This is a genomic window from Streptomyces sp. NPDC041814 (assembly GCF_055590565.1).
The window spans coordinates 1-26351 of sequence record NZ_JBVJAM010000021.1; the positions used below are offsets into that span (position 1 = coordinate 1).

At 73.8% G+C, this 26351-nt stretch carries 17 protein-coding genes; 6 read left to right on the top strand and 11 right to left on the bottom strand.

The window, feature by feature from the left end; all coding sequences use genetic code 11:
• Positions 1-464: 464 nt before the first annotated feature.
• Positions 465-914, top strand: coding sequence for a PTS sugar transporter subunit IIA (locus ACZ6C6_RS34310; RefSeq protein ID WP_469208680.1), 450 nt, complete (start codon positions 465-467; stop codon positions 912-914).
• Positions 915-993: 79 nt separating this feature from the next.
• Positions 994-2664 carry a phosphoenolpyruvate--protein phosphotransferase gene (gene ptsP, locus ACZ6C6_RS34315; RefSeq protein WP_469208682.1) on the top strand — a complete coding sequence of 557 codons (1671 nt, stop codon included), beginning with the start codon at positions 994-996 and terminating at the stop codon, positions 2662-2664.
• 68 nt (positions 2665-2732) lie between these two features.
• Here the strand turns inward: ptsP and ACZ6C6_RS34320 are convergent, their stop codons facing one another.
• Both ACZ6C6_RS34320 and ACZ6C6_RS34325 read right to left on the bottom strand, forming a co-directional pair.
• Entirely contained in the window at positions 2733-3680 is a 948-nt protein-coding gene (locus ACZ6C6_RS34320; RefSeq protein ID WP_469208684.1) for a hypothetical protein, read from the bottom strand.
• Between the two features lie 40 nt (positions 3681-3720).
• A complete protein-coding gene (locus ACZ6C6_RS34325; protein ID WP_469208686.1) occupies positions 3721-5697 on the bottom strand; it encodes an acetoacetate--CoA ligase in 1977 nt (658 codons plus the stop codon).
• A 231-nt stretch (positions 5698-5928) separates the two neighbouring features.
• Between ACZ6C6_RS34325 and ACZ6C6_RS34330 the strand changes: the two genes are divergently transcribed.
• A complete protein-coding gene (locus ACZ6C6_RS34330) occupies positions 5929-8277 on the top strand; it encodes a glycoside hydrolase family 31 protein (protein ID WP_469208688.1) in 2349 nt (782 codons plus the stop codon).
• Here ACZ6C6_RS34330 and ACZ6C6_RS34335 read toward each other — a convergent pair.
• Complete coding sequence (locus ACZ6C6_RS34335) at positions 8268-8777, bottom strand: NUDIX domain-containing protein (protein ID WP_469208690.1); 510 nt, start codon at positions 8775-8777, stop codon at positions 8268-8270. The genes ACZ6C6_RS34330 and ACZ6C6_RS34335 overlap by 10 nt on opposite strands.
• 127 nt (positions 8778-8904) lie before the next feature.
• On the opposite strand from ACZ6C6_RS34335, the gene ACZ6C6_RS34340 reads away from it, so the two are divergent.
• Entirely contained in the window at positions 8905-9711 is an 807-nt protein-coding gene (locus ACZ6C6_RS34340) for a M15 family metallopeptidase (protein WP_469208692.1), read from the top strand.
• 111 nt (positions 9712-9822) lie between these two features.
• Positions 9823-10173, top strand: coding sequence for an Mpo1-like protein (locus tag ACZ6C6_RS34345; protein WP_469208694.1), 351 nt, complete (start codon positions 9823-9825; stop codon positions 10171-10173).
• Here ACZ6C6_RS34345 and ACZ6C6_RS34350 read toward each other — a convergent pair.
• Genes ACZ6C6_RS34350 through ACZ6C6_RS34365 form a run of 4 tightly spaced genes read right to left on the bottom strand, consistent with a single transcriptional unit; the run spans position 10170 to position 14384 of the window.
• Positions 10170-10775 carry a GTP-binding protein gene (locus tag ACZ6C6_RS34350; protein WP_469208696.1) on the bottom strand — a complete coding sequence of 202 codons (606 nt, stop codon included), beginning with the start codon at positions 10773-10775 and terminating at the stop codon, positions 10170-10172. The genes ACZ6C6_RS34345 and ACZ6C6_RS34350 overlap by 4 nt on opposite strands.
• A complete protein-coding gene (locus ACZ6C6_RS34355; protein ID WP_469208698.1) occupies positions 10756-11178 on the bottom strand; it encodes a DUF742 domain-containing protein in 423 nt (140 codons plus the stop codon). Before ACZ6C6_RS34355 ends, ACZ6C6_RS34350 begins: the two co-directional genes overlap by 20 nt.
• Before the next feature lie 9 nt (positions 11179-11187).
• Positions 11188-11628 (bottom strand): roadblock/LC7 domain-containing protein, encoded by a 441-nt coding sequence (locus ACZ6C6_RS34360; RefSeq protein WP_469208700.1) that lies wholly within the window; start codon positions 11626-11628, stop codon positions 11188-11190.
• Positions 11625-14384 carry a sensor histidine kinase gene (locus ACZ6C6_RS34365; RefSeq protein ID WP_469208702.1) on the bottom strand — a complete coding sequence of 920 codons (2760 nt, stop codon included), beginning with the start codon at positions 14382-14384 and terminating at the stop codon, positions 11625-11627. Before ACZ6C6_RS34365 ends, ACZ6C6_RS34360 begins: the two co-directional genes overlap by 4 nt.
• Before the next feature lie 400 nt (positions 14385-14784).
• Between ACZ6C6_RS34365 and ACZ6C6_RS34370 the strand changes: the two genes are divergently transcribed.
• On the top strand, positions 14785-15237 hold the full coding sequence (locus ACZ6C6_RS34370) for a hypothetical protein (RefSeq protein ID WP_469208704.1): 453 nt from the start codon (positions 14785-14787) through the stop codon (positions 15235-15237).
• Positions 15238-15258: 21 nt separating this feature from the next.
• Here ACZ6C6_RS34370 and ACZ6C6_RS34375 read toward each other — a convergent pair whose 3' ends face one another.
• The 4 genes from ACZ6C6_RS34375 to ACZ6C6_RS34390 all read right to left on the bottom strand — a co-directional run bounded on the left by ACZ6C6_RS34375 (position 15259) and on the right by ACZ6C6_RS34390 (position 26325).
• Positions 15259-20061 carry a coiled-coil domain-containing protein gene (locus tag ACZ6C6_RS34375; RefSeq protein WP_469208706.1) on the bottom strand — a complete coding sequence of 1601 codons (4803 nt, stop codon included), beginning with the start codon at positions 20059-20061 and terminating at the stop codon, positions 15259-15261.
• Positions 20062-20119: 58 nt separating this feature from the next.
• Positions 20120-21040 (bottom strand): hypothetical protein, encoded by a 921-nt coding sequence (locus tag ACZ6C6_RS34380; RefSeq protein WP_469208708.1) that lies wholly within the window; start codon positions 21038-21040, stop codon positions 20120-20122.
• A 58-nt stretch (positions 21041-21098) separates the two neighbouring features.
• A complete protein-coding gene (locus tag ACZ6C6_RS34385) occupies positions 21099-22625 on the bottom strand; it encodes a hypothetical protein (RefSeq protein ID WP_469208711.1) in 1527 nt (508 codons plus the stop codon).
• 70 nt (positions 22626-22695) lie between these two features.
• The gene (locus ACZ6C6_RS34390) at positions 22696-26325 is read right to left on the bottom strand and encodes a hydantoinase B/oxoprolinase family protein (RefSeq protein WP_469208712.1); all 3630 of its coding nucleotides are present in this window, start codon (positions 26323-26325) and stop codon (positions 22696-22698) included.
• Between the last annotated feature and the right edge of the window lie 26 nt (positions 26326-26351).

Sequence of the window (26351 nt, forward strand, 5' to 3'; positions counted from 1 at the left end):
GTACTCACCCTCTCGGGCTTTCCTCCGGGCGCTTCCCTTCGGTCTTGCGTTTCCGACTCTATCAGACTCTTTCGTGTCCGATTCCCGGTCGAAGCAGGTCAAGCGATTTTCGCTTTCCAGTTCTTCGCTTTCGCGTTTCCCTTTCCGGCGAGTCCGACACTATCAAACCTTTCCGGTCCCCCTGACCGGCCCCCCGCAGACATGCGGGTGCCCGATTTCGGGTTAGGGTTTGGGCTCAATAGCCGTTGCCGACCCCCGACTCAAAGTCGCGTTGGGGCCAGGCAGGAGTACGACAGTACAGGCAGCCGGGAGTCGAGGCAAATCGTTTCCGGTGCGCCCCTAGGTCCTCGAACCGTCAGGACTCGGGCGGAACCGGGACTTCTTATGACTTACGCTGCTGAGCAGTACGCCGTCCTCCTCTCTAGCCGCGGCGGCACCTTCGAAGCTCCACTGGGAGGCCCCCCATGACCACTGTTACGTCCCCTCTTGCCGGACGTGCCGTTGGGCTCGCTGCCGTACCCGACCCCGTCTTCGCCGGCGCGATGGTCGGTCCCGGCACCGCCATCGACCCCGTCCGCGAGCCCTCCGAGGCGGTCTCCCCCGTCGATGGAGTCGTCGTCTCCCTCCACCCGCACGCGTTCGTGGTGGTCGACAGCGAGGGGCACGGGGTGCTCACGCACCTGGGCATCGACACCGTCCAGCTCAACGGTGAGGGCTTCGAGCTGCTCGTGAGCAAGGGCGACACCGTTGCCCGCGGTCAGGCCGTCGTCCGGTGGAACCCCTCCGCCGTCGAGGAGGCCGGCAAGTCCCCCGTGTGCCCCATCGTGGCGCTGGAGGCGACGGCCGACGCCCTCTCCGAGCTCGTGGAGTCCGGCGAGGTCGCAGCCGGCGACTCGCTGTTCGGCTGGCAGTAACGCGATCGGCGCAGTGACAGCCGACTGGATATCCACCACCGCGGAGGCAACGGCCACCGCACGACCGGAGACGGGTGAAATGGAGACAACGCTGCGAGGCGTAGGCGTGAGCCACGGTGTGGCGATCGGCGAGGTACGGCACATGGGCACCGCGGTGCTCGAACCGCCGGCCAAGCAGATCCCGGCCGAGGAGGCCGAACGCGAGCAGGGGCGGGCCCGGCAGGCCGTGGAGGCCGTCGCCGCCGACCTCATCGCGCGCGGCAACCTGGCCGGTGGCGAGGCGCAGCATGTGCTTGAGGCCCAGGCCATGATGGCCCAGGACCCCGAGCTCATGGCCGATGTCGAACGCCGCATCGCCGTCGGGAGCACCGCCGAGCGCGGTGTGTACGACGCGTTCGCCTCGTACCGGGCGCTCCTCGCGGGTGCCGGCGAATACCTGGCGGGCCGGGTCGCCGACCTCGATGACGTCCGCAATCGCATCGTGGCGCGGCTGCTCGGCGTGCCGATGCCCGGCGTGCCGGACAGCGACGAGCCCTACGTCCTGATCGCCCGGGACCTCGCCCCCGCCGACACGGCGCTGCTGGACCCCGCACTGGTCCTCGGCTTCGTCACCGAGGAGGGCGGACCGACCAGCCACAGCGCCATCCTGGCCCGGGCGCTCGGCGTCCCCGCCGTGGTGGCCCTGCCCGGAGCCGGTGAGCTGGCCGAGGGCACGCTCATCGCCGTGGACGGCAGCACCGGCGAGATCTTCGTGGAGCCGAGCGACGCGAAGCGGGCGGAACTGGAGAGCGCCGCCGCCGCGCGCAAGGCCGCGCTGACTGCCGCGACGGGCCCCGGTGCCACGTCGGACGGTCACAAGGTGCCGCTGCTCGCCAACGTGGGCGGTCCCGGTGACGTGCCGGCGGCCGTGGAGGCGGGTGCGGAGGGCGTCGGCCTGTTCCGTACCGAGTTCCTCTTCCTGGACGACAGCAAGCAGGCGCCGTCCGAGGAGAAGCAGATCGCCGCGTACCGCGCGGTGCTGGAGGCGTTCCCCGAGGGCCGTGTCGTGGTGCGGGTGCTGGACGCGGGCGCGGACAAACCGCTCGACTTCCTGACCCCGGCGGACGAGCCGAACCCGGCGCTGGGCGTGCGCGGGCTGCGGAGCCTGCTGGACCACCCGGACGTGCTGCGCACCCAGCTGACCGCGCTGTCCAAGGCCGCCGAGGGGCTGCCCGTCTACCTTGAGGTCATGGCGCCCATGGTGGCCGACCGCGCGGACGCGAAGGCCTTCGCCGACGCCTGCCGCGAGGCCGGGCTGAACGCGAAGTTCGGCGCGATGGTCGAGATCCCGTCCGCCGCGCTGCGGGCGCGCTCGGTGCTGCAGGAGGTGGAGTTCCTTTCGCTGGGCACCAACGACCTGGCGCAGTACACCTTCGCGGCGGACCGTCAGGTGGGGGCCGTCTCCCGGCTCCAGGACCCGTGGCAGCCCGCCCTGCTGGATCTGGTCGCGCTGTCCGCCGACGCCGCGAAGGCCGAGGGCAAGAGCTGTGGTGTCTGTGGTGAGGCGGCCTCCGATCCGCTGCTCGCCTGCGTGCTGACGGGGCTGGGTGTGACGTCCCTGTCGATGGGCGCGGCGTCCATTCCCTATGTCCGCGCCACGCTCGCCAAGTACACGCTGGCGCAGTGCGAGCGGGCCGCTTCGGCCGCGCGTGCGGCGGACTCCGCCGAGGAAGCGCGCCGGGCGGCGCAGGCGGTGCTTTCGGGCGAGTAGTCCGGGACCGGACGACGCGAGGTGAAGGGGCCTTCCGCCGGGGACCGGCGGAAAGCCCCTTCGTCGTGTCAGCGATGCTCCTCCGGTTCGTCGGCGCCGATGTCGAAGCCCGCGCAGTACTCCACACCGGACTCGGGGGCGACGGGTTCGCCCGTCTCCGCGTCGGTGCAGTAGGCGCTGAAGACCTCGCCGGCGGTGAGCGGGTCGAGGTTGCCCCGGCTCAGCCGCCAGCCGTGCACGCGGTCCGGGGCGCCCGGCGTGCTCGTACGCAGGACGACTCCGCCGTGGCCCTCCAGGGCGATGGCCACGGCGAGGACGCTCACGAACTCGGCGCCCTCCGAGGTGTCGAGCAGGGCGGGCCCCGCGCCGGGGCGGTCGGTGTGCAGGGCGGCGAGCAGTTGGTCGTTCTCCGTGGGGGTGCTGCACACCAGGTGGTGGGTGCCGGGTCCGGCCGCCTCCAGGGTGCGTTCCAGGAGGTGGGACGCGCGGTCGAAGGCGGCGTGGCCGATGTCCCGGCCGCAGTCCGCGCAGTCGCCGAGGCCGGCGAGGAGCATGGTGGCGTACTCCCAGGTGGCCCGGCGGACCGCGCGGCCGACGAGCACCTGGATCAGTGCGTCCAGGGGCTGTCCTTCGTAGGTGACGGTGGCTCCGCAGGCGGCGATCTCCGCGGTGAAACGGCTGCGGCCCGCCGGCGTGTCGGGGGCGATGCCGGCCTCCGCGCAGTACTGCACGTACTCCAGGGGGTCGAAGAGGGCGACCGTCGTGTGCACGCCCTGTGCGGTGAGGGCCTTGAGCAGGGCCTCCACCTGTTCCAGATAGACGCCGTGGTCGTCGAAGGTGAAGGTGCGGAAGCGGCGCATCGCCGCGAAGTCCTCCTCATCGGTCAGCAGGCCGATGGTGGTCGGTGCTTCGCGGCGCAGCGCGCGTCGCATGGTGGTGGTCACGGTCCGTCCGTGGACGGTGGTCCGCTTGTTCCTCGTCTGCGCCATGATGTCCCCCAGTGCGCTGTCGATCATTGCTCACTCAGCGTAACCAGGGGCACTGACAACGGGGCTCTCAGCGGCGTTCGCGGGCCAGCTTCTCGTAGAAGTGGAGGAGCTCCAGGTTGTCGATCGAGCCGGGGTTGACGGCCTTTTCCAAGGCTGTTCCCTGGAGCAGGCGCTTGACCGGAACCTCGATGCGCTTGCCGGTGAGGGTGTGCGGGATGCCCGGGACCTCGATGACCTCGTCGGGGACGTGGCGGGGCGAGAGGTTCTCGCGGATGGTGCGCTTGATGCTGTCGCGGAGGGCGTCGTCCAGGGTGGCGCCTTCTGCGAGGTGGACGAAGAGCGGCATCCAGTAGCCGCCGTCCGGTTCCTCCAGGCCGATGACGAGGGATTCGCGGATCTCGGGGAGGCGTTCGACGGCCTCGTAGATGTCGGCGGAGCCCATGCGGACGCCCTGCCGGTTCAGGGTGGAGTCGGAGCGGCCGTGGATGACGACGGAGCCGCGGTCGGTGATCGTGATCCAGTCGCCGTGGCGCCAGACGCCGGGGTACACGTCGAAGTAGCTGTCGTGGTAGCGGCTGCCGTCGGGGTCGTTCCAGAAGCGGACCGGCATGGAGGGCATCGGCTCGGTGACGACGAGCTCGCCGACCTCTCCGGTCAGCGGTCGGCCCGCCGGGTCCCAGGACTGGAGGCTCGTGCCGAGGCAGGCGGCCTGGAGCTCGCCGATGTGGACGGGGAGGGTGGGCACCGCGCCGGCGAAGCAGCTGCAGACGTCGGTGCCGCCGCTGACGGAGGCGATCCACAGGTCGTCGGCGACCTCGTCGTGGAGCCAGCGGAAGCCGTCGGGCGGGAGCGGGGAACCGGTGGTGGCGACGCACTGCACGCGGGAGAGGTCGAGGTCGCGTCCCGGGTGGATGCCGGCCTTGCGGCAGGCCATGACGTAGGCGGCGGAGGTGCCGAAGAGGGTGGCGCCGGTCTGTTCGGCGACGCGCCACTGGGCGCTGACGTCCGGGTAGCCGGGGCTTCCGTCGTACAGCACCAGGGTGGTGCCGGTGAGGAGGCCGGAGACGAGGAAGTTCCACATCATCCAGCCGGTGGAGGTGTACCAGAAGAAGCGGTCCTCGGGGCCGAGGTCGCAGTGGAGGCCGATCTGCTTGAAGTGTTCGAGCAGGATGCCGCCCTGGGACTGGACGATGGCCTTGGGGAGGCCGGTGGTGCCCGAGGAGTAGAGGACCCAGAGCGGGTGGTCGAAGGGCACCTGCTCGAAGACCGGTTCGGTGTCGGCGGTGGTGAGGGCGGCCCAGTCGAGGGCGCCTTCGGGCGCTTCGGTGCCCAGCAGCGGGATGTGTACGACGGCGCGCAGGGTGGGGAGTTCGCGGCGGAGCTCGGCGACGGTGTCGGCCCGGTGGTGCTCCTTGCCGCCGTAGCGGTAGCCGTCGACGGTGAACAGGACGACGGGTTCGACCTGCTGGAAGCGGTCGAGGACGCTGCGGGCGCCGAAGTCCGGGGCGCAGGAGGTCCAGACGCCGCCGACGGCCGCGGTGGCGAGGAAGGCCACGACGGCCTGCGGGATGTTGGGGAGGTAGCCGCTGACGCGGTCGCCGGGGGTGACCCCGAGGGCGCGGAGTTCGGCGGCGAGCGAGCCGACCTGGCGGCGGAGCTCGGACCAGGTGGTCGGGGCCTGGGTGTGGCTCTCGTCCACGTGGAGCAGGGCGGGCGCGTCGGCGCGCAGGGGGTCCTCGGCGGCGCGCAGCGCGTGCTCGGCGTAGTTGAGCGTGGCGCCGGGGAACCAGGTGGCGCCGGGCATCGAGCGGTCGCCGATGACCTGCTCGTACGGGGTGGAGAAGCGCACGTCGAACCATTCGGCGACGGCCTTCCAGAAGGTGTCGAGTTCCTCGACGGACCAGCGGTGCAGACTGGCGTAGCCGCCCTCGGCGGGGGCGCCGTGGTGCTCGGCCGCCCAGCTCTGGAATCGGGTGACGGCGGCGGTCGCGACGCGGTCGGGGCCGGGCTGCCACAGGGGGGCTTCGTCGGCTGCTGAGGTCATGGGGCGGCTCCCTGGCTGTAGCGGGTACGCGGAGTGTGCGCAGGTCGCGCGCACGTGCGGGGGTGTGCGCGTGAGGCGACGCCACGGACGATGCCATGTGATCGTCTTTCGCACCAGGGTTGCCCGTACATGGTTCCGTGTCCCGGTATGTGCTCCCGCCACGTCCGGTGCGGGGTGAACGGAAGTTGAACGGCGCCTGTTCGCGGCCGGGCGGGTGGCAGGGTGAGCGGCATGAACGGTCGTGACCTGGTGCGCTCGGTGAAGCTGGTGGGTTCGAAGCGGGGGCGGCGCACGGTGCGCTCGGCGTGGCGCCGGGCGCGTGCGGACGCGCGGGCGCTGCCGGGGCGCGGGGCGGAGCGGGCGCGGGTGCCGGGTCCGGTGACAGGGGCGGAGCCCGGGCCCGGGGGCGGTGTCGTGCGGTTCGCCCGTTCGGAGCTGCGGATCCGGGTGGCGGTGGGCGGGGCGGTGTTCTGGGGGTGGGACGGGGCTGAGCCGGGGCCGTCGTACGCGGTGGACGGGGAGGGGCCCGCCGCGGATCCGCGGGCGGTGCTGGAGCCGGGTACAAACGGCGGCTGGCAGGTGGTGGCGGAGCGGCTGACGGTCGCGGTGTCGCGGCACGGGGCGGTGGAGCTGCGGACGCCGGGCGGGGTGGTGTTGCGCCGGGAGCTGCCGCCGCGCTGGTGGGAGCCGGTGGCGGGCGGGGGCGCGCGGTGGGTGCAGCGTTCGGAGGTTCCGGCGGACGCGCGGTTCTTCGGGCTGGGCGGGAGGTCGGCGGGGCCCCGGCTGCGGGACGGGACGTACGCGCTGTGGAACACGGACCCGGGCGGGAGGTTCGGGCCGGGGGACGATCCGCTGTATCTGACGATGCCGGTGCAGCTGGTGGTGGCGGACGCGGGGACGCACCTGGTGTTCTACGACAACTCGTGGTCGGGCGGGGTTTCGTTGCGGGAGGGGAAGGAGGGCGCGGGGTCGGGGCACGACCGGCCGGGCGCTTCGGAGGTGCGGGTGGACGGCGGGCCGCTGCGCTGCTGGGCGGTGGCGGGTACCCCGGCCCGGGTGCTGGCGGGGTGGTCGGCGCTGACGGGGGCGGCCGCGGTGCCGCCGTCCTGGGCACTCGGGCCGCAGCACGCCCGGTGGGGCTTCGGGTCCGCGCGGGAGGTCCGGCGGATCGTTGCGGGGTACCGGGAGCGGGGTCTTCCGCTGTCGGTGCTGCACCTGGACATCGATCACTACGACGCGCACCGGGTGTTCACCGTGGATCGCGGGCGGTTCCCGGATCTGCCGGGGCTCGCCGGGGAGTTGCGGGAGGCCGGGGTGCGGCTGGTGTCGATCGTGGACCCGGCGGTCGCCGCGGACAGGGGGAACGCGGTCTACGAGTCCGGCCGGGCGGTGGGCGCGTTCGTCCGGGATGCCCGGGGGCGGGAGGTGCGCGGGGAGGTGTGGCCGGGGGTGTGCGTGTATCCGGACTTCACGGATCCGGGGGTACGGGAGTGGTGGGGCGGGCTGTACGCGGAGCGGCTGGCGCAGGGTTTCTCCGGGGTGTGGCACGACATGAACGAGCCGGTGTCGTTCGCGGCGTTCGGTGATCCTTCGCTGCCCCGGTCGGCGCGGCACGCGCTGGAGGGGCGCGGCGGTGATCACCGGGAGGCGCACAACGTGTACGGGCTGGCGATGGCGCGGGCCGGTTACGAGGGGCTGGCCCGGCTGCGGCCGGAGGAGCGGCCGTTCCTGTTCTCGCGGTCCGGCTGGGCGGGGATGCAGCGGTACGGGGGCACCTGGTCCGGTGACGTGGCGACGGGGTGGCCGGGACTGCGGGCGTCGTTGGCGCTGGTTCTGGGGCTCGGGCTGTGCGGGGTGCCGTACTCGGGTCCGGACGTGGGCGGGTTCGACGGGTCGCCGTCGCCCGAGCTGTATCTGCGCTGGTTGCAGCTGGGCGCGTACCTGCCGCTGTTCCGTACGCACTCCGCGATCGACGCGGGGCGCCGGGAGCCGTGGGAGTTCGGGCCGGAGGTGCTGGCGGGGGCGCGTGCGGTGCTGGTGGAGCGGGAGCGGCTGCGGCCGTACTGGGTGACCCTGGCGCGGCTGGCGGCGCTGACGGGTGCCCCGTACGTACGCCCGTTGTGGTGGTCGGCGCCCGGGGAGCGGGGGCTGCGGGACTGCGAGGACGCGTTCCTGCTGGGTGACGCCCTGCTGGTGGCGCCCGTGCTGGAGCCCGGGGTGGTGCGGCGGGCGGTACGGCTGCCGCCGGGGCGCTGGTACGACACGGTGAGCGGGGCGGTGTACGAGGGGCCGGGGCGGGTGGTGGTGGAGGCGCCGTTGTCCCGGGTGCCGGTGCTGGCCCGGGCGGGGGCGGTGATTCCGGTGCGGGGTGCGGACGGCGGCCCGGAGCTTGAGGTGTGGGCGCCGGTCGCGGGGAGTCCGGGGGGCGGGACGGTGGTCCGGGACGCGGGTGACGGCTGGGAGCCGGTGCGGGTCGAGCGGTACACGTCGCGGCTGGAGGGCGGGCGCGTCGTGGTGGAGCGGGACGGCGGGGCGGTGGACTGCCCGGTGCGGGTGCGGGGTGCGGGGGTTCAGCGGTAGCGGCCGGCGAACCAGCGGTGGACGGCTTCGGTGTGGAGGGGGAAGGCGAGCGTGGCGGGGGCGGTGAGCAGGGTGTGGCCGGACGTCTCGTCGGTGGGGGCGGACGGCGGGAGCGCGGCGGCGGGCCGTTCCGGGAGGAGTCCGAAGAGGAGCAGGTGTCCGGCGGGTGAGCTGAGGGCGTCGGCGAGGCGGACGTCCTCGGGGCGTGCCTCGATGCGGGTCTCCTCGCGCAGTTCGCGTACGACGGCGTGCTGCCAGTCCTCGGCGTGGTCGATGAAGCCGCCAGGCAGGGCGAGGCCGCCGCGTGCGGGTTCGATGGTGCGGGTGATGACGACGAGGCCGGTGGTGTCTCCGTCGGTGACGGGGAGCAGGGCGACGGCGACCGGGAGCGGGTTGCGGTAGGCGGTCTCGCCGCAGGCGGCGCAGGTGCGGGGCCAGGTGGCGGGGTCCGGCAGGCCGGTGTAGGCGGCTCCGCAGGCGGGGCAGTGGGTGTACGTCACGGGCTGCTCCGTTTCCTCGGTGGGCCGGGCCGGCTCTCGTGGTGACGGGGCGTGGGACCGGTGGCGGACACGCGCGGACTGTACCGGATCTCCCTTCCGGCGGCCCGGGACCGTGGAGGATGTGCTCATGACAGCCATTGCGACCGCTTTCCGTGCCCTGGCGGCCACCGCCGCCGCCCTGCTCGCCGTGACCGTCACCGCGCCGGTGGCGCAGGCGAGGCCCGAGCCGAAGGCGCCCCGGGAGTTCGTCCCGCTGCGTTCGGTGGACCCCACGATCATCCAGGAGATGCGCTACCCGACCGCCCACGACTTCATGGGTGAGCCCGTGGACGGCTACCGCCAGCCGCTCTGCGTCCTGACCCGGCCGGCTGCCGAGGCCCTGCACCGGGCGCAGGTCCGGCTGCTGCGGCAGGGCTACTCGCTGAAGGTGTACGACTGTTACCGACCGCAGCGGGCCGTCGACCACTTCGTGCGGTGGGCGAAGGACCTGGACGACGAGACGATGAAGGGCGAGTTCTATCCCCGGGTCGACAAGTCACGCCTCTTCGCGGACGGTTACATCGCGGAGAAGTCGGGGCACAGCCGGGGCAGCACCGTGGACCTGACGCTCGTACGGCTCCCTGCCCTGCCGACCAGGCCGTACCGGCCGGGCGAGAAGCTGGTGCCGTGCTACGCGCCGCAGGCCGACCGCTTCCCCGACAACTCGGTGGACATGGGCACCGGTTTCGACTGCTTTGACACGCTCTCGCACACCGATGACCCGCGTATCCAGGGTGTGCAGCGCGCCAACCGGCAGTTCCTGAAGAAGACGCTCACCGAGGCCGGTTTCGTGAACCTGGCCGAGGAGTGGTGGCACTACACCTTCCAGCCCGAGACGTTCCCGGGCACCTACTTCGACTTCCCGGTGGCCCGCAGGTCGGTCGCCGGGCGCTGAGCCGGCAGCACGGGCGGCCGGGACCACCCCCGTGGGTTCCGGCCGCCCGTTCTCCCTTCCGGACGCGGCCCAGCCGTTTCCGGTTGCCGGATCAGCCATTACGGTGCCCGTATGTCACAGCAGACGTTCGATTCGTACGAAGAGTTCTGGCCGTACTACGTCGCGATGCACTCGCGGGCCGCGACCCGGTGGGTGCATCTCACCGGCACCCTGACCGGTCTCGCCGTCAGCGCGTACGGACTGGCGCGCGGCCGGAAGCGGTATCTGGCCGCGCTGCCGCTCATCGGCTACGGCACGGCCTGGCCCGCGCACTTCCTGATCGAGAAGAACAACCCGGCCACCTTCGGCCACCCGGCCTGGTCGCTCCGCGGTGACGTGCAGATGATCCGCATGATGCTGGCCGGGCGCGACCGCGAGCTGGCGCAGACCGCCGAGAAGTGGCTCGCGGAGAACGGCCGTTAGGTCGTGACGGGCTCGCGCGGGCGGTCCGCGCGGGCCAGGGCGTGTTCGACCACGGCCACCAGCACGTCCCGGGCCGACGCCCGGTCCCGCGCGTCGCACATCAGGAGCGGCACCTGCGGGTCCAGGTCGAGCGCGGCCCGTACCGTCGTCTCCGGGAACAGCTCGGTGCCCTCGAAGCGGTTGACGGCGACGGCGAACGGAATCTCGCGGCGCTCGAAGTAGTCGACGGCCGCGAAGCAGTCGGCCAGGCGCCGGGTGTCCGCGAGGACGACCGCGCCCAGCGCGCCCTGCGCCAGCTCGTCCCAGAGGAACCAGAACCGGTCCTGCCCCGGCGTACCGAAGAGGTACAGCACCAGGTCCTCGCGGAGCGTGATCCGCCCGAAGTCCATGGCCACGGTCGTCGTGGTCTTCCCCTCGACGCCGTCCAGGTCGTCCACCGGACGGCCCGCCTCGGTCAGCCGTTCCTCCGTGCGCAGCGGCCTGATCTCGCTGACCGCGCCCACCAGCGTCGTCTTGCCCACGCCGAAGCCGCCCGCCACCAGGATCTTGAGGGTGACGGGCTCCACGCGCCGCCTGCTGCGGCTAGAGCGCCCGAAGGCCATTGATCACCTCACGGAGAATGTTCACGTCCGGCAGCTCGGCCGGCGGAACGGGACGGGTCACGTGTACCAGCTCGTCGTCCACGAGATCGCCCACCAGCACCCGCACCACGCCCACGGGCAGGTCCAGGGACGAGGCGAGCTCGGCGATCGACTGGGGCAGCTCACCGCAGAGTTCGAGGATCTCGACGTGTTCCGGGGTGAGCAGCTGGTCGCTGTCCGGGTCGTCGGCCGCGGGTTCGGGCACGACGATCGCGATCAGGTCGAGGCGGTGACGGGACGCACTGCTGGTGCGCCCGCGGGTCATCGCGTAGGGGCGGACGACGGGGCCCGCGTCGTCGTCGTACCAGCGCGGGGCCGGCGGCCTTTCCGGGGTCTCCGGGGAGCCGGGCGATGCGGCGCTCATGGCGTCCGCTCACCCCCCGGAGGGCTGACCGGCCGTCCGGGGCGCGTTCGCCAGGTGGCTCCCCACGCGCTTGACCATGAGCGTCATCTCGTACGCCACCTGCCCCACGTCGGAGTCGGATTCGGCCAGTACGGCGAGGCAGCTGCCGTCGCCGGCCGCCGTGACGAAGAGGAACGCCTCGTCCAGCTCCACGACGGTCTGGCGGACCCGGCCCGCGTCGAAGTGGCGGCCGACGCCCTTGGCCAGGCTGTGGAAGCCGGAGGCGACTGCGGCCAGGTGCTCGCTGTCCTCCCGCGTCAGGTCCTTGGACGCGCCGGTGGGCAGCCCGTCGCTGGAGAGCACCAGCGCCTTGCGGATGCTCGCGACGCGCGCGACGAGTTCGTCGAGGAGCCAGTTGAGTTCGCCGGACCCCTGGCGTGCGGTGTCGGCTGCGGCGTTCGGTGCGGTCATGGGCCGTCCCCTCCCGGAGTGGTTCCTGGTGCGGTGTCGCCGGGGCCGGTCGGGTCCTCGGCGTTCTCCTGGCGGCCGCGCTGCCAGCCACGCTGGAGCGAAGCCATACGGCTGCGTACCTCGTCGGCGTCCCGCTCGATGTCGTCGGCGCTCCCGGCCGGGCCGGGCCCTGACGTGCGGGCGTCCGGCCCCTCGCGGAGCTGCGGGGCGAGGCTGGCCTGCCGGACGCGGCGGGGCAGGCCGCCCAGGGTGTCGGGGGCGGCCTCGGGCGTACGGGGCGCGGGGACGGCGGGGCGGCGGTCCGGCGCCCCGCCGTCCACCGGGCGGGTCGGCTCGCGGTCCTCGGAGGCGGGGTGGGCACGGCCTCCCTCGCGCTCTCCCGCGCGGCCTCCCCCGTCGACCCGGCGGCCGCGGTCGGTGACCAGCGTCGGCGGGCGGCGCCGACGGGGCAGCGGCCGGGTGCCCTCGGGGTGCAGCGCCCGCACGCCGTCGTCGGGGGCCTGCTGGTGCTGTTCGCGGACCCCGTCCCGGCGCAGGGCGCGGGCGCGGAAGATGCCGCCGCGTTCGCTCTCGGTGTCCTCCAGGTCCGCGACCCCGTCGAGCACGGAGTCGAGCCCGGGGCCCGCCACCGCTTCGAGGACCGGGTCGCGGGTGAAGTCCAGCGGTTCGTCGCCCTCCAGCTCGACGGGGCCATTGAGCAGGGCCGGGTCGACCAGGCCGGTGGGAACCGGTGAGAGGCCGCTCGGCCGGCCCGGCACCGGGTCCTCGGCCTCGGGGCGCCGGGGCTCGCCGTCCGGCGTGCTGCCGGCGATGGCCTTCTCGGCCCGGCGGTCGAGGCGGAAGCCGGTGCCGTGCGATTCGGGGGCGTCGGTGAGGAGGGCGGCGGGGATGAAGACGACCGCGGTGGTGCCGCCGTACGGGGAGGTCTGGAGGGAGACGCGGACGTTCTGCCGCTGAGCGAGCCGGCTGACCACGAAGAGGCCGAGGCGGTCGGTGTCGGAGAGCTCGAACTCGGGGGTCTCGGCGAGCCGGAGATTGGCGTCGAGCAGGACGTCCGGGGGCATGCCGAGGCCCCGGTCGTGGATCTCCAGGGTGAAGCCGTTGGCAACGCGCTCACCGTGCACCTGGACCGCGGTGTGCGGGGGCGAGAACACCGTGGCGTTCTCCAGGAGTTCGGCGATGAGATGCGTGAGGTCGGCGACGGCCGGGCCGCCCACGCCGATCCGGGGGAGCCTGCGGACCTCGATGCGTTCGTAGTCCTCGACCTCGGCGACGGCGGCCCGGACCACGTCCATCAGCTGGATGGGCTTGCGCCACTGCCGGGAGGGGGCGGCGCCGGAGAGGATCACCAGGCCCTCGGCGTGCCGGCGCATGCGGGTGGTGAGGTGGTCGAGGCGGAAGAGGTCGGCGAGTTCGTCGGTGTTCTCGGTGCGGCGCTCCATGGTGTCCAGGAGCGTGAGCTGGCGGTGGAGCAGGACCTGGTTGCGGCGGGCGAGGTTGACGAAGACCTCGGAGACGCCGCGGCGCATGTCGGCCTGTTTGACGGCGGCCTCCACTGCGGCGCGTTGCAGGGTGTTGAGGGCCTGGCCGACCTGGCCGATCTCGTCGCGCTCGTACTGGAGGTGCGGGGACTCGGTCTCCACGTCGACCTGTTCGCCCGAGGCGAGGCGGCGCATCACGCTCGGCAGCCGGACGCCGGCGACCTCGTGGGCGTCCTTGCGCAGCCGGGTGAGGTCGCGGACGAGCTCGCGGCCGATGCGCACGGAGACGAAGACGGAGACGACGAGGGCGAGGAAGCCGAGGACGCCGGCGATGCCCGCCTTGATGAGGATGCCGTAACCGGCGGGCCTGCCCCGGTCCTTGAAGCGGTTGTTCATCTCCGTCGAGTCGTTGGCCAGCCGCTCCAGGGCGGCCGGGGCGACCTCCTGCCAGCGGGCGGCGTCGGCGGTGCGCGGGCTGGTGGTGGGGCCCCGGGAGATGATCCCGTTCTCGGCGGAGCGCAGCGGTTCGCTGTCCGGGCCCTGCCAGTACTCCTGGACGCGGCGGCGTTCGGAGGCGGGGAGGAGGTCGAGGTTGGTCTCGTAGAGCAGGCCGCGCTGGGCGACGAGGTCAGATATCTGGCGGAGTTCGGGGGCGGTGAGGCGGCCTGCCAGGAGTCCGGAGGCGACCAGGGCGTCTTCCCGGGAGAGCATTTCGCGGGCGCGGGATATGCCGGTCAGCGCGCGGACCTGCCGGTCCATGGAGACGTTCTCCATGGTGTGCAGGCCGGTCAGAAACCGGTAGCAGGGGTCGATCAGGCGGTTGTAGTAGGCCATCGCCTTGAGCCGGCCGATGGTGCGCTTGTCGACGGAGTCGCGCAGGGCGTCGAGTCCTTCGACGGCGCCGAGTATCGAGCCGAGCTGCGATTCCGCGGTCGCACCGAGCGCGTCGCGGATGTCCTTCTGCCCGGCACTCTCACGGACCTCGGCCACGACGCGGTCGGTGGCGGCGCGCTGCCTGCGCAGTACGGGCAGGGCGTCGGACGCACGCGGGTCGGCGAGAAAGACCAGGGTCTGGCGGCGTTCGCTCTGGATGACCTTGACGGTGTCCTCCAGGGGGTGGCCGACCCGCTCCACGACGGTGCTCGCCCCCAGTAGTTTCCCGGCCTCGCGCCCGGTGAGATAGGTGGCGAATCCCCAGAGGGCCGTGAGCGATACGAGGGGCACCACGAGCAACGCCACGATCTTCCTGCGGATGGACTTTCCGCGAAAGCGCATGGCCTCCCCCAGGTCATCCCCGCGGGACCGGGGACGGGTTTCGTCAACAAACGGCGCGAGCCTACTACCGACACACAGACAACTCGAAGGCATGTCCGGACGATTTTCGGCCGCCTTACCGGGAGTTGACCATGGCTTGTCCCGGTATTCCGGGAGATGAAATTCACGAAAGCGACAGAAGAGGCCCCGGGGCATGGCAGGTTCCTTCACGTCCCGGTTGGCTGGAATTCTTCGTTTCGTGACGCCTGGGAGGAATCTTCACCGCTGACCACTCGTCTGTCTGTACGGGGGTAGGGGGACCAACGGGGCAGGCTCGGGCGGACGGGACGGACCGGCCGCGTAGAAAGGGTGTATGCCGGGCAGCAACCCTGATGTCGGACAGCGGTGGGAGTGAACGGCCTTGGACACACAGGAGCGTGAGGGCGCGGTGGGTGACACGGGTGCGCGGGAGTCGCGGGACGTTTTCCGGCAGCCGCTCTGGGTGGAGGAGCCCGCGACGCGGCGACGGATGCCGGATCCGGTGCGGACGGCGGCGGTGCGGGCGGTGCTCGTCATGTCGCTGACGATGATTCTGGCGATGGTGGCGTTCCTCACCGCGCTGGCCGGGTCCTGGCTCTCGTTCCCGATGGTGCTGAGCGCGGTGGCGAGCACGGTGGTAGCGACCTGGGCGGTGCTGGACGTCTGGGTAACCCGCCAGGTGTGGAACCAGCGCCACGGAGTGGTCTCCGAGCCCAGCAGTTCGGCCCGGCGGCTGCGCCGCGAGCGGCGCAGGGCTCGGCGTGAGGCCCGCGCCGCGCAGCGGGAGGCTGCGCGGATAGGGCGCCGGGGCGCGGACCGCCTCTCGCGGGCCTGACCACGCCCGGGCGCCCTGGCGCTACGGAGCCCGGGTCTCCTCGATCGTCTCGGACGCGTCCGGGGTCCGGGGCGCCGGGGCGCCGCGCTTGAACATGCGCGTCGCGGTGATCTCGCCGTGCACCGTCTCGCTGCCGGGGTCCTGCTGCGGCAGCCCGGGGCGCAGGTGCTCCTCGACGCTGATGTACTTCAGCCCGGCGCGCAGGTCCGCGTCGTTGCGCAGCCGGATGACGAGCGGGAATTCCGCCAGCGCCGTCGTGTCGAACAGGCCCGTGGTGTACAGCAGTTGTACGCCGAGCGCGTCGGCCACCGCACGCTGGAGCTCCAGCAGATAGGTGGCGTTGGCCCGGCCGATCGGATTGTCGAGGAACAGCGTGCCCGCGTGCCGGTGCTCCGCGCGGTCGCGCCCCCGGTCGTTGCTGCGCAGGGCGGCCATCGTGCAGTACAGGGCGATGGCCGCGGTGAGCAGCTGTCCGCCCGAGAAGACGTCGCCCATCTGCCCGACCGGCACGCGCTCGGCGCGCAGCACGGCGTCCGGCTTCAGGATCTCGACGGCGACGCCCTTGGGTTCCAGGGCCGCCCGGACCCCGCGCAGAAGCAGCGACATGCCGTCGCGGCGCAGGTCGGAGTTCTTCCGGAGGGCCGATCGCGTCGCCTCGTCGACGACCTCGCCGAGCCGTTCGGTGAGGGTGGCCTGGTCGGGCTCCTCGAAACGGATACGGAGGAATTCCTGCCCGGACCACTCCCCCAGGCCCTCCGGGAGCCGGGAGAGCCGCTGGGCGGAACGGAGCGTGGTGAGCGCGGACTCCACCAGGCCGCGCAGCCGGTCCACGATGGAGTCGCGGTTGCGCTCCAGCTGGGCCAGCTCGTCGGTGAGGACGCGCAGCCGGGGGGCGAAAGCGGCGGCCCACTTCTCCGCGTGCTCGGGGAGCGCGGCGGCGGGCAGTTCGCGGATCTGCTGCCGGGCCGGGGTGCGGACCTGCTCGTAGCGGGTGGAGTTGGCGTGGCGTACGAGGACGTCGCTCGCCTCCCGGACGGACGCTTCGGCGGCGGACAGGTCGGCGGCGCAGCCGCGCAGCGAGCGGCGGGCCTCGGCGGCGGACTGCCGGGCCTCCTCCAGGCTGCCCGGGTACGGCTCGGTCTCCTCCGAATCGTCATCGGAGCCGTGGTCCCTGAGCAGGTCGCGCAGCAGGGCGGCCGTCTCGTCGAAGCCGCCCGCCGCGTCCTCGGCGGCACGGTGGGCGTGCAGCAGCTCGGCGTGGGCGGCCCGGGCGGTGTCCAGCGCGGCGGTGGCGGCGGCCAGCTCGGCCGTGGCGGTACGCAGGAGGGCCTGGGCCTGTTCGGCGTCGGCGGGCACCCGGTCCTCGGGCAGGTCGGTGTGCAGGCTCTCGCCGTCGGCGGGCGCCAGGCGTTCGGCCTCGCCACGCAGCCGGCCCAGCTGCTCGCTCGCGGCGGAGGCCCGGGTCTCCAGGAGCTGGACGAGGGATTCGGCGCGGGCGGCCGCGGCCTGCCGGGACGGGCCGTCGGCGCCGTCGGTGCCCTCCAGGAGCTGGGCGGCCCGGGTGCGGACCTTGTTGGTGAGGCGGTCCAGCTCGGCGAGGGCGGCGCTCTCGTCGCTCTCGGCCCGGGCCTGCTCGGCGCGCAGGTCGGCGCCGACGCCCACCTTCTCGTACAGCTGGGACGCCGCCCGGTACGCCTCGCGCAGGGCGGGCAGCGCCTGGCGGGGGGTGTCCTCGCCGAGGTCGGGGAGGTGTTCGGGGGCACCGGCGATCTCGGCACGTTCGGCGCGCAGGGCGCGGGCGGTGCGGCGGGCGTCGTCGGCGGCGCGCTGGGCGGCCCGGCGGTCCTCGTCGGCGGCCCGGGCGCGCTCCAGGAAGACGGTGGCGCGGGCCTCGCTTTCCGCCGCCTCGTCGGTCAGCTCGCGCAGCTTGGCCTGCCACCCGGCCCGTTCGCGCAGCCGGAAGGCGAGCCCGGCGAGCGCGTCGGCGGCCCGGCGGGCGCGCTGGGCGGCTTCCTGGCGCTCCTCGCGGACCCGGGCGGTGTCGGCGGCGGCCTCGTCGGCCTCGGCGCGCACCGTGCGGGCCTCGGCGAGGACGGCCTCGGCGGTTTCGGCGGCGGTGCGGGCAGTGCCGGCCGCTTCGGCGAGCTCGGCGAGCATGCCGGGCGGGCAGTCGGCGCGCCAGGAGCCGATGCGGGCGGCGAGCGCGCGGTCGGCGCCGAGGCGGGCGGCGAGCACGCGGATGTCCTCGTCGCGGGCGGCGGCCCGGCTGCGCAGCGCTTGGCGCTCCTCGTCGGCGGCGTGCTCGTCGTGCATGGCCGGGTTCGGCGGTACGAGGAAGACGCCTTCGCCCGTGCCGGACGCGCCGGTGCCGGGGTCGGGCACGGGGGCGAGGAGGGCGGCGGCGGTGCCGACGGCGACGGCGGACCGGGGCAGCAGGGCGGCGGCGCCGAGGACGTCGCGGGCGCGGGCGTGGGCGCCGGGGTCGGTGATGACGACGCCGTCCACGAGCTCGGGGCGGGCGGCGAGAACGGCGGCGTGGTCGGCGGGGTCGACGGCCTGGGCGAGGTAGCGCCAGCCCGGCAGGGCGGGAATGCCTTGTTCGCCGAGGTATTCCACGGTGGCCAGGACGTCGGGGCTCGGCGGGAGGAGGCCGCCGTCGCCGAGCGCGCCCAGGATGCGGGCGTCGTCGGCGGCGGCGGTGCGCAGTTCGAACAGCCGCCGTTCGGCGGTGGCGACGCTCTGGTCGAGCAGGTCGCGCAGCTCGTCGGCGGCGCGGTCGAACTCGTCGGCGGTGAGTGCCTGGCCGGCCGGCCCGGGAAGGGCCGCGGTGGCGGCGGGCGCGCCGTGCGGGGCGGGTTCCGCTCCGTCCGGGGTGGCCGGTGCGGGGCCGGGCCCCTCGTCGTGCCCGTGCTGGGCGTCGGCGGTCCGGCCGGTACCGGCGGCGGCCTGCCGGGGGCGGGGCACCGCACCGGTCCGGTCGGCGGACAGTCCGAGCAGTTCGGCGAGGCGGGGTTCGGCGGCGATCGAGTCGGCGGCCCTCAGCTCCGCCTCGTACGCCTGCTCGGCGGCGCGGGCGGCGTCGGCGGCGCGGGCGGCGGCCAGTTCGGCGCGGGACTCGTCGGCGGTGGCCTGGCGGGCCCGGTCGGCGGCGGCTCCGGCGGCCTCGCGGGCGGTGTCCCAGGCGGCCACGGCGGCCTGTTCGGCGTCGTTGGCGGCGAGGGCGGCCCTGGCGGGGTCGGCGTGCGGCGCGGTGTCGTCGAGCCAGCCGGCCCGGACGGCTTCGGCGGTCTCCTGCTCGACCTCGGCCAGGCGCTGGCGCAGGTGGCCGGCCTCGCTGCGGGCGCGCTGGGCCTCGGTGGCGGCGGTGGTGGCGTCCCGGTGGGCGGCCTCCCCGGCGCTCTGGAGCGTGTCGGAGCGCTCCTCCTCCTCGTTGGCCCGGCTCTCGCCCGCCTCGGCTGCGGTGTGCAGGGCCCGTACGAGGTCGGCGGCGGCGCTCGCGCGGGCGGCGAGGGCGGGGGCGGCGTCGCGCTCGGCCTCCCGGATCGCGGCGGCGACGCGGGCGGAGCGGTCGGCGGCCGCGCGGTGGCGCAGGACGGCCTCGGCGGCCTGCCAGGCGGCGTGCAGGGTGCGCGCGTCGCCCAGTTCGCGGCGCTGGGCGGCGGCGCTCTTCTCGGCGGCGGTGAGCGCCAGCGAGGCGTGCCGGTAGGCGAGTTCGGCGGCGATCAGGGCGCACCGGCCGCGGGCCTCCTCGGCGCCGGTGACGGTGTGGGCGGCGGAGGTGACCTGCTGGGCGAGCTCGGCGGCCCGGCCGCGCTCCTCGCCGGCGCGGGCGGAGAGGCGGCGGACGAGGGTGCGGGTGCGGCGCTCGGACCCGGCGTGGATGTCGCGGGCGCGGGCGCGGGTGCCCGCGGCTTCCACGATGCGGCCGAGGAGGTCGACGGAGCCTGCGGTGAAGTCGCGTTCGGCGGTGAGCTCGGCGCGGCGGCCGAGCTTGTTGCCGAAGCCGCTGACGAGGTCGGCGAGGCCGTCCGTGTCGCGGGTGTCGGTGACGGCGCGCAGCAGCAGGTCGGTGAAGTCGGAGTCCTTCTTGACCGCGAAGAGGCCGGCCGCCTCGCCCTCGTCGGCGTTCATCTCGCGCTGGTAGCGGAAGAGTTCGGGGTCGAGGCCCAGGTCGCCCAGGTGTTCGTTCCAGCGGTCGTGGATCTCCTCCCAGTGCACGTCGAGGTGCTGGTAGAACTTCCCGGCCTCGGTGAGCGCGTCGCGGAAGCCCTTCATGGTCCGGCGGCGGCCGCGGGCGCCGGAGGCGCCTTCGGCGGGGCGGCCGACGGCGATGGACTCGGCGACGGGCAGCGAGTCGAGCCCGAGTCCGGGGCCCGGCCGGAACGAATACCACGCCTCGGCGAACTTCCGGGGGTCGTTGGAGACCTGGCGTCCGCGCCACTCGCTGACCTTGCCGACGACCACGCACTCACCGGTGAGGGTGTGCTGCCACTCCAGGGCGACATGACCGCAGTCGTCGGCGAGCAGGAACTTGCGCAGCACTCCGGAACTGGCGCCGCCGAGGGTGTTGCGGTGGCCCGGGAGCATCACCGAGAAGATGAGCTTCAGCAGGACGGACTTGCCGCCGCCGTTCTCCAGGAAGAGGACGCCCGCGGGGGCCGGCCGGCGCGGCGGGCCGACCGGCTCCTCCTCGAAGAACTCCGCCTGCGCCGGGGCGGGGCGAGGCACCGGCTCGCCCACTCCGCGCAGGTCGAGCACGGTGTCGGCGTAGCGTGCGCCGGCCGGTCCGATGGAGTAGAGGCGGACCCGGGACAGCTCGTACATGGCGGCGGACTCTCGTCGTTCTGGGAGCGGGGGGGAAGGCGTCGGTGACGGGTGGCGGTCAGCCGTGGAACGGCAGGCCCGCGTCGGCCGCCAGTTCCAGGTCGTCGGGGTCCGGGGGCGGCAGCAGCGTGGCGCTTCCGTCGGTGACGGGGACGACGCCCAGGTCGAGGAGCTCGGCCATGGCGGCGGTCCCGGCCATGTCGCGGACCTGGAGCTGGTAGCGGGCGGTGGTGCGGTACGTGCCTCCGGCGTCGTCGCCGGTGCGCTGGAGGAAGCCGGAGTCGGTGAGGAAGGCGACGGCCTTGCCGATGATGCCCGTGGTGGAGCCGGCGAGCCGGCGGGCGTCCTTGGTGGCGCCGGTGGCGCTGCGCCGGGCGTAGACGCGCCAGCCGGCCTCCAGGCCCGGGGCGTCGCTGGCCGGGTCGGTGTTGTCGCCCTGTTCCTCGGCGCGCTGCTCCAGCCGGTCGCACGCCTGGCGTACGAAGGCGTCCACGCCGTTGACCGTGATCCGGCCGATGTAGGCGTCGTCAGCCAGGTCCTCGGGGCGCGGGAAGGCCATGGCGGCCACGGCGAGGTGGGCGAGCCCGTGCAGGAAGCGGTCGGCGCTGTCCGAGGAGGCGCGGCGCGCGTAGTCGCCCATGCGGACGGCGAAGACGGAGTCCTCGCCCGCCGTGACGGCCATGCCCGCCCGGGGCGAGACCTCCAGGACGATGAGGCCGAGGCCGGTGGCGACGGCGTCGGAGAGCCGGGCGAAGGCGGGGTCGTCCCGGTAGCGGCGCAGCAGTTCGGCGTATTCCGCGTCGCGGGCGGGGAGCAGCTTGGGCTGGAGGCCGAAGGCGACGAGCCGGGCGGCGTCGGCCGCGTCCGCCGGGGTGACGGCGGCCGGTGCGGGCGCCGGGCGGTCGGGCTCGTAGGCGGGGGCGGGCCGGTCGGCGGGCTCGCTCCACGCGTCGGCGTGCTCTGCGCGGGGGTCGCTCACGACACTGGCTCCTCGGTGCGGTACGTGTGGCGGAAGGTGGTACGGGGGCCCGGGGCTTTCACGGCGCCTCCGTGCGGTCGGCCGCCATGCCGGCGGCGTCGAGCAGGGCGGTGCCGACGATCAGGTCGGCGCCGCCGAACTCCTCGTCGTCCAGCGGGGTGCCGTCGTCCACGGAGAACAGCAGGCGGCGCTCGCCCTGGCGGTAGGCGGTGCCGACCGGGGGGCTCGCGGCGTGCACGGCGAGCAGGGCGACCAGGTAGGGCAGGTCGGGGTCGCGGCGGCGGGCGTCGGCGAGGAGGCCGGAGAGCCGGCGCGGCGCGTCGTGCTCCAGATCGAGGAGTTCCGTCGCGGCGGCCAGCTGCTCCTCGCTGAAGCGGCTGTCGTCGGGGGTGGCGATCAGGTCCGGCTCGGGCATCTCGGCGCCGAGGTGTTCGCGGGCCGGGGGCGGGCTGAGGAGCAGGTCGACCAAGTCGCCCACCCGTACGGAGACCGGGGTGCGCAGGCCGGTGCCGTGGGCGAAGAAGGCGTCGGTGGCGCGGCTCGCCTGCTCGACCGGGAGCGGCAGCAGCGGGCCGAGGAGCTGCCCGTACAGGTCGAGTCCGGTGCGGGCGGCGGGGGCGGCGAAGGCCTGGCGGTCCTGCTCCGCGCGGAAGAGCGGGCCTGCCTCAAGGAGCCGGGACTGGAGCTGGGTGTGGCGGCGGATGCAGTCCTTGACGATGTCGACCAGCTCGGCGGCGCGGCGCTTGTGCTCGGGGTCCTCGGCCTCGTCCCGGGCCTTGCGGATGTTGGTCAGGATCGCGTTCTCGTGGCGGTAGCGGTCGGCGACATGGTCCAGGGCCTCGGCGATCATGTCGGGCACGGCGTTGAGCCAGTCGACCGCGCGGACGTTGCGCCGGGTGGCGTCGAGCGTCTTGCGCAGCGTCTCCGCGTACTGCACGGTCCGGTAGCGGGCCTGTTCGGCGGCGAGCTGGGCGTCGGCGAGGCGGCCCCGGCTGATCAGGACCTCCAGCTTGACCTCGGCGGCGATCTGGGCGCTGGTGACGTCGGTGTCGAGGGCGCCGACCAGGACGTTGACCGCCTCGTCGGTGGCCCTGAGGTAGACGCTGCCGCCGTGCCCGGGGACCTCCTCGATCAGCTTGAAGTCGTAGTCGCGGCGGACGTAGACGCCGTCGGGCCCGAAGGTGCCGTAGACGGCACGGAATCCGCGGTCCACGCTGCCGACGTTGATCAGGTTCTCCAGGACCCAGCGGGCGACCCGTTCGTGCTCGGCGGCGGGGCGGGCGGGGGCCTGGGCTGCGACGCGCGGGAGGAGCCTGGTCACTATCTGGTCGTGGTCCGCGCCCGTGTCGAAGTCCATGTTGAGCGTGACGTGGTCGATCGCGGCAAGGGCGACCTCGGCCATCGCGTAGCCGCTGTACTCACCGGCGAGGTTCGCCTTGCGCACGTCCAGGTCGTGCAGCGGCGCGGTGCAGGCGAGCGCGCGCAGCCGCCGGGACAGCCCCTCGTCGGCGGCCGGGCCCGGTGCGGGCCGCGGCCCCGCGCTGAGCTGGGGCGCAGCGTTGTCCGTGTAGGCAGGCGAAGTCACGGTGCACAGATTAGGTCCTCGCACCGACAACGGTCGAAACGGCGCAGAAGGGCCGCTCCCGGCGGACCGGTCAGGCCCCCTCGTGCTCCCCGCCGGGCTCCCCGTAGCCCCCGCCCCCGGGCGTGCGCAGCACCAGCACGTCACCCGGTCCGGCGTCCGCGCTGTCGCAGGCGGCAAGCGTGGTGCGGCCGCCGTCGGCGCGTTCGATGTGCTGGCTGCCGAGGGCGCCGGGTCCGCCGCCGGCCATGCCGTACGGGGGCACCCTGCGGTGTCCGGTGAGCAGGGCGAGGGTGACCGGTTCGAGGAAGCGGATGCGGCGCTCGACCCCGCAGCCGCCCCGGTGGCGGCCCGCTCCCCCGCTGCCCTCGCGCACCCGGAAGCTCTCCAGCAGGACGGGGTAGCGCCATTCCAGGATCTCGGGGTCGGTGAGCCGGGAGTTGGTCATGTGGGTCTGCACGGCGTCGGTGCCGTCGAAGTCCTGGCCCGCGCCGGAGCCGCTGGCGACCGTCTCGTAGTACTGGACGCGGTCGTTGCCGAAGGTCAGGTTGTTCATGGTGCCGGAGCCCTCGGCCTGGACGCCGAGGGCCGCGTACAGCGCGCCGGTCACCGCCTGCGAGGTCTCGACGTTGCCGGCGACGGTGGCGGCGGGCGGGACGGGTGCCAGCATGGAACCCTCGGGGATCCGGATCTCCAGCGGGTTCAAGCAGCCGCTGTTGAGCGGGATGTCGTCGGCGACCAGGGTGCGGAAGACGTACAGCACGGCGGCCATGACCACGGATTTCGGGGCGTTGAAGTTGCCCGGCTGCTGCGGGGACGTACCGGTGAAGTCGATGACGGCGCCGCGGGCCTCGCGGTCGACGGTGACGGTCACCTCGATGACGGCGCCGTTGTCCGTCTCGTACCGGTAGTGGCCGTCGTCGAGTCCGGCGATGATCCGGCGCACCGACTCCTCGGCGTTGTCCTGCACGTGGCCCATGTAGGCGTCCACGACCTCGGTGCCGAACTGGTCGGTCACGGCGCGCAGTTCGGCGATCCCCTTCTCGTTGGCGGCGATCTGGGCCCGCAGGTCGGCGAGGTTGGTGTCCGGGTCGCGGGAGGGGTACGGGGCGGTGGTGAGGTGGTCGCGGGTGGCGTCCTCGCGGAGGACGCCGTCGCGGACCAGGAGCCAGTTGTCGAAGAGGACGCCCTCCTCGTCCACGGTCCGGCTGAAGGCGGGCATGGAGCCGGGGGTGATGCCGCCGATCTCGGCGTGGTGGCCCCGCGAGGCCACCAGGAAGCGCAGCACCGGGCCGTCGCCCGTCGTGTCGAACACCGGTGTCACGACGGTGACGTCGGGGAGGTGGGTGCCGCCGTGGTAGGGGTCGTTGATGGCGTAGACGTCGCCGGGCCGCATGGTGGCGGCGTTGCGCCGGAGTACTTCCTTGATCGATTCGCCCATGGAGCCGAGGTGGACGGGGATGTGGGGCGCGTTGGCGATCAGATTGCCGTCGGCGTCGAACAGGGCGCAGGAGAAGTCGAGTCGCTCCTTGATGTTGACGGAGCGGGCGGTGTTCTCCAGGGTCACGCCCATCTGCTCGGCGATGGACATGAAGAGGTTGTTGAAGACCTCCAGCATCACCGGGTCGACCCGGGTGCCGACGGCCTGCCGGGCCGGACGCGGACGGGCGCGGGTGAGGACCAGGTGGCCGGTGGCGGCGAGTTCGGCCTGCCAGCCGGGGTCGACGACGGTGGTGGCGTCGGCCTCCGCGATGACTGCGGGGCCGGTGACGACGTCGGTGGCCCTCAGGTCGTCCCGGCGGTGGAGCGGCGCCTCCTGCCAGTGGCCCTCGGCGAACATGCGCGCGGTGTCGTGCGGGCGGGGTGTGGTGGGCGCGCCCTCGTCCCGCGTGGCCGGGCGGATCTCGGCGTGGCCGCCGGCGGTCCCGGTGGCCTCGACGGAGACGGTCTCCACGACGAGCCCCCGGTCCGCCGTGAATCCGTAGCGGGCGCGGTGCTCGCGGGTGAAGGCGTCGGTCATGGCGGCGGCGGTGTCCAGGGCGACGGGCAGGCTCGCGTCGGTGCCCTCGTAGCGCAGCAGGACCCGGGCGCGGGTGGTGATGGCGTCGGCGGGCACGCCGTCGGCGCGCAGGTCGGCGCTCGTCCGGGCGGCGAGCTCGTCGCACAGCTCCCGCACCCGGGTTTCGGAGGCGGCGTCCAGGGCGGCTTCGAAGGACTGCTCGCGCATGGCGGTGGCGTCGGCGAGCCCGATGCCGTAAGCGGACAGCACCCCGGCCAGCGGCGGGACGAGGACGGTGTCGATGCCGAGGGCGTCGGCGACCGCGCAGACGGCCTGGCCGCCGGCGCCGCCGAAGCCGGTGAGGGCGTAGCGGGTGATGTCGTGGCCGCGCTGCACGGAGATCTTCTTGACGGCGTTGGCCATGGAGAGGACCGCGATCTCCAGGAAGCCGGCCGCGGTCTCGGCCGCCGTCCGCTTGGTGCCGGTGGCCCGGGCGACCTCCTCGGCCAGCTCCTCGAAGCGCTCGCGCACGATGTCCGCGTCGAGGGGCTGGTCGCCGTCGGGGCCGAAGACGGCGGGGAAGTGGGCGGGGCGGATGCGGCCGAGCATGACCTGGGCGTCGGTGACGGTCAGCGGCCCGCCCCGGCGGTAGCAGGCGGGTCCGGGGACCGCGCCCGCGGAGTCGGGGCCGACCCGGTAGCGCCGGCCGTCGAAGTGCAGGACGGAGCCGCCGCCGGCCGCGACGGTGTGGATGTTCATCATGGGGACGCGCATCCGGGCCCCGGCGACCTCGGCGCCCATTTCGCGTTCGAACTCGCCCGCGTAGTGCGACACATCGGTGGAGGTGCCGCCCATGTCGAAGCCGATGACCCGGTCGTGGCCGGCCTGGGCGGAGGTGCGGACCATGCCGACGACCCCGCCCGCGGGTCCGGAGAGGACGGCGTCCTTGCCGCGGAAGTGGGCGGCCTCGCGCAGGCCGCCGTTGGACTGCATGAACATGAGCCGGATGCCGGGGAGTTCGGCGGCGACCGAGTCGACGTACCGGCGCAGGATCGGCGAGAGGTAGGCGTCCACGACGGTGGTGTCGCCGCGCGGGACAAGCTTGATCAGCGGGCTGACCTCGTGGGAGCAGCTGATCTGGGTGAAGCCGGCGGCCCTGGCCTCGGCGGCGACCGCCTGCTCGTGGGCCGGGTGGCGGTAGCCGTGCATCAGGACGACGGCCGCGGAGGCCAGCCCGTCGGCGCGGGCCTCGCGGAGGAGTCGGGCGACTGCTTCGCGGTCGAGCGGGGTGACGGTGCGGCCGTGGGCGTCGATGCGCTCGGGGACCTCGATGACCCGGTCGTACACGGCTTCCGGGAGCAGGATGCGGCGGTCGAAGAGGCGGGGGCGGTTCTGGTAGGCGATGCGCAGGGCGTCCCGGAAGCCTTCCGTGACGACCAGGACGGTCGGTTCGCCGCGCCGCTCCAGCAGGGCGTTGGTGGCGACGGTGGTGCCCATCTTGACGGCGGCGACCCGGTCGGCGGGAACGGGCTCACCGCGTCCGAGCCCGAGCATCAGCCGGATGCCGGCGACGGCGGCGTCGCGGTAGCGGTCCGGGTCGTGCGAGAGGAGTTTGCGGGTGACGAGCCTGCCGTCGGGGCGCCTCCCCACCACGTCGGTGAAGGTGCCGCCACGGTCGATCCAGAACTCCCAGCGCCCGGTCATGCCCCCATACTGACCCGCCGTCCGGT

Excerpts from the sequence above, each read along its gene's own strand:
- ACZ6C6_RS34330 (WP_469208688.1), top strand. The coding sequence starts at position 5,929 with ATGAACGGTCGTGACCTGGTGCGCTCGGTGAAGCTGGTGGGTTCGAAG.
- ACZ6C6_RS34320 (WP_469208684.1), bottom strand. The coding sequence starts at position 3,680 with ATGATCGACAGCGCACTGGGGGACATCATGGCGCAGACGAGGAACAAG.
- ACZ6C6_RS34340 (WP_469208692.1), top strand. The coding sequence starts at position 8,905 with ATGACAGCCATTGCGACCGCTTTCCGTGCCCTGGCGGCCACCGCCGCC.
- ACZ6C6_RS34355 (WP_469208698.1), bottom strand. The coding sequence starts at position 11,178 with ATGAGCGCCGCATCGCCCGGCTCCCCGGAGACCCCGGAAAGGCCGCCG.
- ACZ6C6_RS34345 (WP_469208694.1), top strand. The coding sequence starts at position 9,823 with ATGTCACAGCAGACGTTCGATTCGTACGAAGAGTTCTGGCCGTACTAC.
- ACZ6C6_RS34310 (WP_469208680.1), top strand. The coding sequence starts at position 465 with ATGACCACTGTTACGTCCCCTCTTGCCGGACGTGCCGTTGGGCTCGCT.
- ACZ6C6_RS34350 (WP_469208696.1), bottom strand. The coding sequence starts at position 10,775 with ATGGCCTTCGGGCGCTCTAGCCGCAGCAGGCGGCGCGTGGAGCCCGTC.
- ACZ6C6_RS34390 (WP_469208712.1), bottom strand. The coding sequence starts at position 26,325 with ATGACCGGGCGCTGGGAGTTCTGGATCGACCGTGGCGGCACCTTCACC.
- ACZ6C6_RS34360 (WP_469208700.1), bottom strand. The coding sequence starts at position 11,628 with ATGACCGCACCGAACGCCGCAGCCGACACCGCACGCCAGGGGTCCGGC.
- ACZ6C6_RS34365 (WP_469208702.1), bottom strand. The coding sequence starts at position 14,384 with ATGCGCTTTCGCGGAAAGTCCATCCGCAGGAAGATCGTGGCGTTGCTC.
- ACZ6C6_RS34325 (WP_469208686.1), bottom strand. The coding sequence starts at position 5,697 with ATGACCTCAGCAGCCGACGAAGCCCCCCTGTGGCAGCCCGGCCCCGAC.
- ptsP (WP_469208682.1), top strand. The coding sequence starts at position 994 with ATGGAGACAACGCTGCGAGGCGTAGGCGTGAGCCACGGTGTGGCGATC.
- ACZ6C6_RS34375 (WP_469208706.1), bottom strand. The coding sequence starts at position 20,061 with ATGTACGAGCTGTCCCGGGTCCGCCTCTACTCCATCGGACCGGCCGGC.